The 10046-nt window shown below is 69.0% G+C and carries 8 protein-coding genes; 6 read left to right on the forward strand and 2 right to left on the reverse strand.

Translation table 11 applies throughout. The features are described 5' to 3' along the window. Positions 1-104 precede the first annotated feature (104 nt). The 5 genes from VFB40_RS22775 (at position 105) to VFB40_RS22795 (ending at position 7726) form a co-directional block, all read left to right on the forward strand. Entirely contained in the window at positions 105-1022 is a 918-nt protein-coding gene (locus VFB40_RS22775) for an ABC transporter permease (protein WP_324853940.1), read from the forward strand. After that, positions 1007-1924: an ABC transporter permease gene (locus VFB40_RS22780; protein WP_324853942.1), complete on the forward strand. Its 918-nt coding sequence runs from the start codon at positions 1007-1009 to the stop codon at positions 1922-1924. The genes VFB40_RS22775 and VFB40_RS22780 overlap by 16 nt, the downstream gene beginning before the upstream one ends. Then, positions 1924-3000 (forward strand): ABC transporter ATP-binding protein, encoded by a 1077-nt coding sequence (locus VFB40_RS22785; protein WP_324853944.1) that lies wholly within the window; start codon positions 1924-1926, stop codon positions 2998-3000. The genes VFB40_RS22780 and VFB40_RS22785 overlap by 1 nt, the downstream gene beginning before the upstream one ends. A 263-nt stretch (positions 3001-3263) precedes the next feature. Next, complete coding sequence (locus VFB40_RS22790) at positions 3264-5057, forward strand: alkaline phosphatase family protein (protein ID WP_324853946.1); 1794 nt, start codon at positions 3264-3266, stop codon at positions 5055-5057. 284 nt (positions 5058-5341) lie between these two features. Further along, positions 5342-7726, forward strand: a complete 2385-nt coding sequence (locus VFB40_RS22795) for an alpha-L-fucosidase (protein ID WP_324853948.1) — start codon at positions 5342-5344, stop codon at positions 7724-7726. Here VFB40_RS22795 and VFB40_RS22800 read toward each other — a convergent pair. Further along, the gene (locus VFB40_RS22800; protein ID WP_324853950.1) at positions 7707-8297 is read right to left on the reverse strand and encodes a hypothetical protein; all 591 of its coding nucleotides are present in this window, start codon (positions 8295-8297) and stop codon (positions 7707-7709) included. The two genes, VFB40_RS22795 and VFB40_RS22800, sit on opposite strands and share 20 nt — an antisense overlap. A gap of 112 nt (positions 8298-8409) precedes the next feature. Between VFB40_RS22800 and VFB40_RS22805 the strand changes: the two genes are divergently transcribed. Further along, positions 8410-9597: an aminotransferase class V-fold PLP-dependent enzyme gene (locus VFB40_RS22805; RefSeq protein WP_324853952.1), complete on the forward strand. Its 1188-nt coding sequence runs from the start codon at positions 8410-8412 to the stop codon at positions 9595-9597. A gap of 158 nt (positions 9598-9755) precedes the next feature. On the opposite strand, the gene VFB40_RS22810 is transcribed toward VFB40_RS22805, so the two are convergent. Further along, positions 9756-10046 (reverse strand): hypothetical protein (locus VFB40_RS22810; protein WP_324853954.1); only part of this gene is annotated, 291 nt, incomplete at its 5' end.

Genomic DNA, 10046 nt, shown 5'->3' on the forward strand with positions numbered 1-10046 from the left:
CCCCACCCCTAGCGTTCCCCGCCCGACCCCGCCGCTCGCCCTCCCGACCACTGCCACGCGCCACCACCACTCACTTCCGTCCCCGCCCTCCCCAGGAGCCTGACTTGGCGCTCACCCTCGACCCGCCGCTCACCGACGCGGCGGATCCGGTGCCGGCGCGGCGCGGCGCCCGCAGACCCCGCGCGCTCGGGGCGTGGGCCGCGGTCGCGCCGCTGCTGATCTACTGCACGATCTTCCTCGGCCTGCCGACCTGGGCCCTGCTGTACGAGGCCGTACGCCGCACCAACCCCGCGACCGGCGTCACCTCGTTCACCGCGCAGAACCTCACCGACTCCTGGAGCGGCTTCTACCTCACCGCCATGTGGGGCTCCCTGCGCCTGTCCCTTCTCACCGCCACGATCTCAGCGATCATCGGACTGGCCACCGCGCACGCGATCGCCCAGTCGCGCGGCCGGGTGCTCAAGCAGGCCGTGCTCACCGCGTCCGGCGTGCTGGCCAACTTCGGCGGCATCCCGCTCGCCTTCTGCTTCATCGCCGCCGCAGGCACCGCGGGCGAGGCGACCGGCCTGATCCGCAAGATCGACCCCGGATTCGCCCTGGACACCTTCACCGGCCTGGTGCTGGTCTACCCCTACTTCCTCATCCCGCTCATGGTGCTGACCACCATGCCGGCGCTCGAGGGGCTGCGCCGGCAGTGGCGCGAGGCGGCGACCGGGCTCGGCGGCACCGCCTGGGACTACTGGCGGCACATCGGCGGCCCGATCCTGCTGCCCACCGCCCTCGGCGGATTCGTGCTCTGCTTCGGCAGCGCGTTCGCCGCCTACGCCACCGCGCAGGCCCTGGCCGGAGGCACCGTGCCGCTGATCACCCTGCGGATCGCGTCCGTCCTGTCAGGCAACGTACTCGCCGGACAGGAGAACCTGGGCATGGCCATGAGCCTGAACACCATCGCCATCTGCGCCCTGATGATGGCCGTCTATCTCCCGCTGCGGGCTAGGAGTGCGCGATGGCTGGACTCGTAACCGACACCCTGGCCGCCGCCGACCGCCCTGAGCCCGCCGGCGCGGCCGGTCCGCCATCCGCCCGAAGCCTCGCCGAGCGCCTTTCCCGCGTCCGCTGGTGGCGCGTCCTGATGCTCGCCGTCGTCGCGATCTACCTGCTCGGACCGCTGCTCTCAGCGCTCTGGTTCACCGTGTACAACGCGCGGCTGCACCGCTTCAGCCTGGCACCCTACGGACAGCTGTTCGGCGCGAGCGGGTTCCTCACCAGCGTGCGCATGACCTTCTTCCTCGCGCTAAGCACCATCGCGCTCGAGTTCGTCCTGCTCGTGCCCGCCATGGTGGCGATCAGGCTGCGGCTGCCGCGACTGCGCGGCGTCGTGGAATCGATCGCCATGGTGCCGCTCGTCGTCTCACCGGTCGCGCTGACCGCCGGAGTCTCCACGGTCCTCGGCTGGGGCCTGAACGACCAGGGCAGCTGGATGTTCCGCCTCGACGCCGACCTGCAGAACCAGTCCTTCCCCCTCATCCTGCCGCTCGTCTACGCGATCCTCGTGCTGCCCTTCGCGTTCCGCGCGCTCGACGCCGCACTGCGCGCGGTCGACCTCAAGACGCTCGTCGAAGCCGCTCGCGGCCTCGGCGCCTCCTGGCCGGTCGTCCTGTGGCGAGTACTGCTGCCGAACCTGCGCGCCGGACTGCTCTCCGGAGCCGTCCTCACCCTCGCCCTCGTCTTCGGCGAGTACACCATCGCCTCCATCCTCGGCTTCGTGCCGTTCGCGGTCTGGATCGTCCAGGACGGCCAGGGCAGCGGACAGCTGCCGATCGCCGTCTCCCTGCTCAGCCTGCTGCTGTCCTGGGCCGTGCTGTTCCTCGTCTCCTTCCTCGGCGGCCGCCGCGCCGCCGCCGTCACCGACCGGAGTGCCTGATGCCCGCCGCCGGACTCGAACTGAGCGCACTGCGCCGCTCCTACGGCGCCGTGCACGCGCTCGACGGACTCGACCTCGCCCTCGCCCCCGGCGAACTGGTCGCGCTGCTCGGCCCGTCCGGCTGCGGCAAGACCACGGCGCTGCGCATCGTCGCAGGCTTCGAACGCCCGGACGCCGGCCAGGTCCGCCTCGACGGCGCCGACATCACACCGGTGTCCGCCGCCAAGCGCGACATGGGCATGGTGTTCCAGTCCTACAGCCTCTTCCCGCACCTGACCGCGGCCGAGAACGTCGCGTTCGGCCTGCGGCTGCGCAAGACCGCGGCGCCGCAGCGCAAAGCCCGCGCCGAGGAGCTGCTGGAACTGGTCGGCATCGCCGGCCACGGCGCCCGCTACCCGCACCAGCTCTCCGGCGGCCAGCAGCAACGGGTCGCGCTCGCCCGCGCGCTGGCGATCCGGCCGAAGGTGCTGCTGCTCGACGAGCCGCTGTCCGCCCTGGACGCGAAGGTCCGCCTGCAGCTGCGCGACGAGATCCGCCGGGTACAGCTCGACCTGGGCATCACGACGCTGTTCGTCACGCACGACCAGGAAGAGGCGCTGTCCATGGCCGACCGCGTCGCGGTAATGCGCTCCGGACAGCTGGAACAGTGCGCGGCCCCGGCCCAGCTCTACGACCGACCGGCCACCGCGTTCGTCGCCGAGTTCGTCGGCACGATGAACCGCCTGCGCGGCACGATGATCGACCTGGACGTGGTCGAGGTAGCCGGCCGCCGCCTCCCGGTCGACGGCGAGCGCCCAGTCCCCGGCACAAAGGTCGAGGTCCTCCTGCGCCCCGAGGCGATCGAACTGGAGGCCATCGAGCCCGACTCGGCCGCCGATCGCGCAGGCGCCGACCCGGCGGTGGGCACGGTGCGCACGGCCACGTTCCTCGGAGCCATCACGCGCGTCGCGGTCACGCTGGAAGACGGCACGGAGGTGAAGGCAGACCTGCCCTCGCACCGCGCGTCCGAGTTCCCGGCCGGCGGCCGGGCCCGGCTGACTCCCGCCCCGCGCCCCGTGCTCGTCGTCGCCCCCTGAGAGGCCACCGGCCTGGCCGCCGCCGCGCCTCCGAGTCCTCCCAATCCGTGCGCCGCGTGCGCCCTTGCCGGCTGCCGCCGGTCACACCGACACCGGCCGACACCGCGCAGTACCGCTCCGCGACGTCTACCGCGTCAGATTCGGACCCACTTCTATGCGGCCAACCTCCACGCGCCGGATATCTCAACGTTGATTGCCGTCCTCCCTCCAACAGGACGATAACGGGCAACTTGTCTGGTCAAGTTCGAGCGGAGGGACCACCCATGAGACTCATCGGCAGACCCGGCGGTACCGGCGGTACCGGCAGCACCGATAGGCCCGGTAGGCCCGCCAGCACCGACAGGTCCGGCAGGCCGGGCACGCCCGCCAGCACCGACAGGTCCGGCAGGCCGGGCACGCCCGGCACTACCGGTAAGTCCGGCAGTACCGGCAGGCCGGGCACGCCCGGCAGCACCGGTAAGTCCGGCAGTACCGGCAGTTCCGGCAGTACCGGTCAGCCCGGCGGGTCTCGCAGGTTTGGCAGGCCCGGTAGGCCCAGCGGCACCTCTCCTTCCCCTGACCGGCCCACGGCCACGCTGCTGACCGCAGCCTCCCTCCTCCTCGCCCTGCTGCCCAGCCTGCTTTCCACCCCGGCCCGCGCGGCCTCCGTCACCAGCCCGAACCTGCTCGTCGATGCCGGCGCGGAATCGGCGGCGATCTGTTCGCCCAACGGCCTGGACGGCATGACCGTACCCGGCTGGAGGATCACGTCGGGCGAGCCGGACGTCGTCTGCTACGGCGCCGCAGGCGGCTTCCCGACCGCGAGTACCCCCGGCCCGACCGACCGCGGAACCGGATTCTTCGCCGGCGGCGGCACCGGGAACTCAGGCCTCGAACAAGTGGCCGACGTCTCCGGCGCTGCGAGCACGATCGACGCCGGGGCAGCCGCCTACAACCTCAGCGGCTGGCTCGGCGGATACGCCTCGCAAAACGACCGCGTCGGCTTGACCGCCACCTTCCTCGGCGCCGGCGGTACGTCGCTGGGCAGCGCGTCGATCGCCCCGGTGACCAACAAGAACCGCAACAACACCACCGAGCTGCTTTACCGCAGCGCGAGCGGCACCCTGCCGGTGGGCACCCGATCGATCAAGGTGGACCTCGCGTTCACCTGGACCGCGGGCAACACCACGGACGGCTACGCCGATGACATCTCCCTGACCATCGGCGCATCGCTGCCCAGCCCGGTGCTCACCGCGCCACCCTCGTCGGTGCCCGGCTTCGACCACGTCTTCGTCGTCTACATGGAGAACCAGGACTACAGCGGCATCATCGGCAACAGCGCCGCGCCGTACATCAACAGCCTGGCGAACGCGAACACCGTCCTTACTCAGTCCTACGCGACAACGCATCCCAGCGACCCGAACTACGTCGCGCTCGCGGCCGGAGGACTCTACGGCCTCACCGACAACAGCGTGTCCACCACGACGATCAATGCCCCGAGCGTCGGCGACCGGGTCGCGGCGGCGGGCGGCACGTGGAAGCAGTACACCCAGGGCTCGAACGGTGCCTGCGACACCTCGACGCACGGCTACTACTACCCGGACGACGCGCCCTTCTACTACTTCGCCGAGATGAAGAACAGCGCCTCCTTCTGCCAGGCACACTGGCAGCCGCTCACCCAGATGACGACCGACCTCCAGAGCACCGCGACCACACCGAGCTTCGTGTGGTTCGCCGCCGACGACTGCGACGACATGGAGGCGTGCGGCGTCGCGGCCGGCGACACCTGGCTGTCCCAGACGCTGCCGACGATCTTCAACTCGCCGGCCTGGACCACGCAGCGTTCGCTGCTGATCCTCACCTGGGACGAAGGCGCCACCAAGGCTTACGGCCCGAACTACCCGAACCAGGTGCCGACAGTCCTGATCGGGTCACAGAACACGGTCAAGGCCGGGTATCAGAGCTCGCAGCGAGTCGACCAGTATGGCCTGCTGCGCGTTGTCGACCAGGCGCTCGGACTAACGCCGCTGACGAACAACGACGCCTACGCCGCCGTTCCCAACGACGTTTGGAAGTAGCCGCAGACCGTTGCGCCGTGGCCCCGCGCGGGCTGCGGCGCACCCGTCTTCGCCGGGCGGTTGACGACCACAGCTGTCAATCAGGGCTTTGAATTTCGTAGTCTTCGCGCCGCCGCTGCGGGAGAACCGTTGACAGCGTACGTGCGCGGGTCCAGGATGACACATCGGATGAATCAACCCTCCTGATTCTCATTTCGCTGCTTGATGCGAAAATCTGTGCCCACTTTCAGTGATACATCCGATCACCCTGGCCCTGTGATCACCGGGTCAGTTAAGGAGAGCCGATGACGTCTCTTCCCGATCTCCCACGTCGCCACGTACTCGGTCTCGCTGCCGGGGCAGCCTCACTCGGGCTTCCCTCGGTATCCCACGCCGTGGACAAGACCTCAGGCTCCGCGGGCCAATCCTCGACACCGGCTGAGGACGCCTCCGACGCACACACTGCGGCCCCCGTCCCCGCGCCCCAGCCCGTTCCGGTATCCCTCGCCGACTACTTCGACCACGACGCGATAGACACCGCTGCGGCCCACGACGGCGACTTCGACGGCTCCGGATACAGCTTCCCCGGCGACTCGCTGCCCGCCGACGGCACCGTGACCGTGGGCGGCGTCCCCTACCAGCTCGGATCCGCCGCCGCGGGCGCGAAGAACGACATCGTCGCCCTGGGGCAGAAGATCACCCTCCCTTCCGGACGCTATCTCAGCCTGCTGTTCCTCGTTGCGGGCAGCTACGGCACCGCGAGCGGCACCGCGACCGTCACATACGCCGACGGCAGCACCTCCGCCGCCACGCTCACCGCGCCCGACTGGTACAACTCGGGCGACCTCACCTTCCCCTACCGCTACACGCCAGGCGGCGGCACGGATCAGCACCCCGTCTCACTGAACGTCTCCGAAGTCTGGGTCTACCCGGACCGGGACGTCGTCTCCATCACGCTGCCGAACAGCGCCCAGCCCGCCCCGAATGTGACCAGCCTGCACGTGTTCGCCCTCAGCCTCCAGCCGCTGGCCCAGGGCACCTCGGCGCTGCTGCGCGACGCCAGGTCGACGACATCCATGGTGCGTGACGCCGGACCCCAATCAGTCGAGGCAACCCTGGTCAACGCCGGCACGACATGGCTGACCGCCGCCGACGCCGTCACTGTCGGCGTCGAGGCACCCGGAGCCCGGACCGTCGCTCCCGCCCAGGTGAAGATCCTGGCACCGGGAGAGCAGGCGAGGCTGCGGATCGGCATAGCCAACACCGCCGGCACCGCCGTCGGCAGTACCTCGACCGGCGCAGTGTCCGCGACCACCCGCGGCTCCACACTCGCCGTCGCCCCATCGCTGCTGACACTCGGCGTGCCCGACTACCAGCCGACCGACGCCTCGCTCGCCAAACACCAGGCCCCGTACTGGTTCGACGACGCCAAGTTCGGCATCTTCATCCACTGGGGCGTGTACTCGGTGCCGGCCTGGGGACCGGTCGGCAAGGAGTACGCCGAGTGGTACTGGAACAACATGCAGAACCCGAACGATCCGACGTACGCCTACCACGCGCAGACCTACGGCGAGAGCTTCAACTACGACGACTTCATCCCGCGCTTCACCGCGGCGAACTTCGATCCGCGCTCCTGCGTCGAGCTGATCTCCGCCGCCGGCGCCCAATACTACGTCCTCACCTCCAAGCACCACGAGGGTTTCGCCCTCTGGGACTCCAAGGTCACGGGCCGCAACGCCGTGCAACTCGGCCCGCACCGAGACCTGGTCGGCGCGCTGTTCGCCGCCTCGCGCCAGTACACGCCGCACCTGCGCAACGGCCTGTACTACTCGCTGCCCGAATGGTTCAACCCTGACAACCCGTGGATGGGCCACGCGCCGCGCAACCCGTACACGCTCGCCCCGGTGCCCTACACGGGCTACCAGGCCGGCAGGGACTACGTGAAGGACTACCAGACGCCGCAAGTGCTCGAGTTGATCAACGGATACGACCCGGATGTCATCTGGTACGACATCGGCGGCGTGAACGACACCCGAGACGCGCTGACCACGTACTTCAACAACGCCAAGAACCGCCGCAAGCCCAAGGACGTCACCGTCGACGATCGCGGAGGCATTCCCGCCCACGACTTCACCACGCCCGAATACACGACCTACGCCAACACGGTCGTGGCCAAGTGGGAGGCGAGCCGCGGGCTCGACCCCTTCTCCTACGGCTACAACAGCGCCACCCCGGACAGCCAGTACATGACGGCGGAACAGGTCGTGCAGACGCTGGTGGACATCGTCAGCAAGAACGGCAACTTCCTGCTCGACATCGGACCGCGCGCCGACGGCACCATCCCCGACGTCATGCAGCAGCGCCTTCGCGAGACCGGTGCCTGGCTGAAGGTGAACGGCGAGGCGATCTACGGCACCACCTACTGGTCACGCATGGCGCAACTCGACAACCTGCGCTTCACGGTGAACCAGAATCAGGCCTTCTACATCATCTCGCTCACCGCCCCCGGCAACCAGGTCAGCGTGCCAGCGCCGGTACCGATCCGGCCGCAAGACCGCGTGACGCTGCTCGGCTACCGTGGCGGCCCGCTGACGTGGAGCCAGGACAACGGAGCGCTGGTGATCGACGTTCCCAAGGCGGCGCAGGCGACCGGGCAGTACGCCTGGGTCTTCAAGGTCGCCTGGAGCTAAGCCCGTTCGTGTACTCCCCGGCAGTGGCGGGCGGATACGCCGACGACGCGCGGATGCTCGTCGCTGCCGGGGGAGCGCGACCACTCGCCGTGGCGCTCGCTGCGGTACGCAGATCGACTACGAAGCGGCTCATCGGTTCACCGCACCACTCTCGCGTGTGCGGGCACGTCCGCGTCACAAAGGCGTCGAACGCCCGCATCGCGAGCGGGCTGAACGGCGCTGCACCGATCCGGTCCGCGAAGCTGATGTGCTGATCGATAAGGAAGGGACCGACAAGCACACGCAGTCCCGCTTGCCTGAGGAGGGTCATCCGCCGCCAAAGGGTCTCGAGATATCCCTTGTAGTCGAGAAGCCCTGCTGTGCGCTGCAGCAAGATGAGTTCGCGGAAGTCGCACTCGTGCAGGATGACCGCGAATCCGCGGACGGACTTCCGGTCGGTCGGCCGTGTGATTGCGACGTCTTGCTGCATGGTGCCCACCCCAAGTTCGTTGTGGCCGCAGGGCCGGTTGACCCTGATAGATCCAGGATCGGAGAACTTGCGGATCAATGATGCGAACTCTCGCAATTTCATGCGGATGTCGCAATCGGCAGATGGTCATACAAGGGGAGACTGGGATGGGTTCAGGCCGTCTCTTCGTCTGTGGCTCCAAGGCCTTCACGCTGATCGGATAGTCTCGGCGGGCGTGACGACGACTGACGAATCCGCCACGGCAGACTTCCTTTACCACCCCGAACTGTGGTCGCTCGACCCCAAGCTTGTGCACCTTAATCACGGTTCCTTCGGTGCCGTGCCTTCCACGGTGCTCGCCGAGCAGCAGCGGTGGCGAGAGCGGATGGAAGGCAACCCCACCGGATTCTTCCGGCGCGAGCTGCAGCCAGCCCTGGACGCGGCCCGCCTCACGGCCGGCACGTTCCTAGGCTCGGACGCCGACGGCGTCACATTCGTGCAGAACTCGACCTGCGGCGTCGGGACGGTGCTTGCCGCGTTTCCTCTTGCCGAAGGCGACGAGATTCTGGTCACTGATCACGTCTACGGCGCGGTCCTGTTCGGCGCGCAGAAGGCTGCTGCGCAGGTCGGCGCCTCGGTCGTCGTCGCACGGGTTGCGCTGGGCGCTTCCGATGACGAGATGGTCGCTGCGCTGCTAGGAGAAGTGACGACGCGTACGCGGTTGGCGATCGTCGACCAGGTGACGTCCGCGACGGCGCAGGTGTTCCCTGTCGGCCGCATCGTCGCGGCGTTGCGCGAGCGCGGGGTCGCGGTGCTGGTAGACGGCGCGCACGCACCGGGCTTGCTACCGGTAAACCTGGGAACGCTGCGGCCCGACTTCTGGGTGGGGAACTTCCACAAGTGGCCGTGTGCGCCGCGCGGCAGCGCCGGTCTGTTCGTCGCGGAGCGGTGGCGGGAGCGTATCGGGTCGTTTCCCGTCTCGTGGCGGGAGGACGAGGGGTATCCGCACTCGTTCTTGCTGCCGGGCACCGTTGACTCGTCGGCTTGGTTGTCCGTTCCGGCCGCGTTGGATTTCTTCGAGGCCTGGGGTTGGGCGGCTGTGCGGGAACGTAACGGCGCGTTGGCCGCGCACGGGCAGCGTGTCGTTGCTGACGCACTCGGCGCGGACGTGAGCCGGATGCCTGGTAACGCGAACGCTACGGGGGAGAGCGCCACGCTGGCGATGCGGTTGGTGCCGTTGCCCGGAGTTCGAGCAGACAGTGCGGCGGTATATGCGTTACGCGACCGGGTGGCGGATGAGTTCGGGATCGAATCGGTCATCAACGTGTGGGGCGATCAGGCATTGATGCGTCTCTCAGCGCAGCTGTACAACCGCGAGAGTGACTACGAGCGGCTGGCTGAGGCTCTGCGCTCACTGTTGTGACGCGGGCTGCGTGAGCGGACCAGGGAACGCCCCGCCACACCGCAAATCGGCTGGGAGGAATTCCGGTCGGCCGCCGTCCCGCACGCGGTCCGCGGCACTGCGCGGACGCGAGCCGCGAGCCGCGAGCCGCGAGCCGCGGACCGTCGACCGCGAGTGAGTCAGCTGCTCAGCGGCCAGGTCTCGTCGACGCCGCGCGCGGGTTCGGCGGCCATCGCGGTGGCGCCGTTGCCGCTTGATGACGCGCCGGCCCCGATGAAGAGGCTGGCGGCGATCGCGGCGAGGAATCCGATGAGGAAGCCGAGCAGCAGACCTTCGGCGAGGGTGTCGCGGTAGCTGTCCGCGGTGGCGATGCCGGGTACGCCGCTGTAGGCCAGCGGGGTGCAGATCAGGCCGGCTGCGGCTCCCGCGAGGGTCGTGGAGCCCCAGATGCCCAAGAACAGCGCGACCCG

The sequence above is a fragment of the Actinocrinis sp. genome (assembly GCF_035650855.1).
In the GTDB taxonomy this organism is placed as follows: Bacteria; Actinomycetota; Actinomycetes; order Streptomycetales; family Catenulisporaceae; genus Actinocrinis.

Excerpts from the sequence above, each read along its gene's own strand:
- VFB40_RS22780 (WP_324853942.1), top strand. The coding sequence starts at position 1,007 with ATGGCTGGACTCGTAACCGACACCCTGGCCGCCGCCGACCGCCCTGAG.
- VFB40_RS22795 (WP_324853948.1), top strand. The coding sequence starts at position 5,342 with ATGACGTCTCTTCCCGATCTCCCACGTCGCCACGTACTCGGTCTCGCT.
- VFB40_RS22785 (WP_324853944.1), top strand. The coding sequence starts at position 1,924 with ATGCCCGCCGCCGGACTCGAACTGAGCGCACTGCGCCGCTCCTACGGC.
- VFB40_RS22800 (WP_324853950.1), bottom strand. The coding sequence starts at position 8,297 with ATGAAATTGCGAGAGTTCGCATCATTGATCCGCAAGTTCTCCGATCCT.
- VFB40_RS22790 (WP_324853946.1), top strand. The coding sequence starts at position 3,264 with ATGAGACTCATCGGCAGACCCGGCGGTACCGGCGGTACCGGCAGCACC.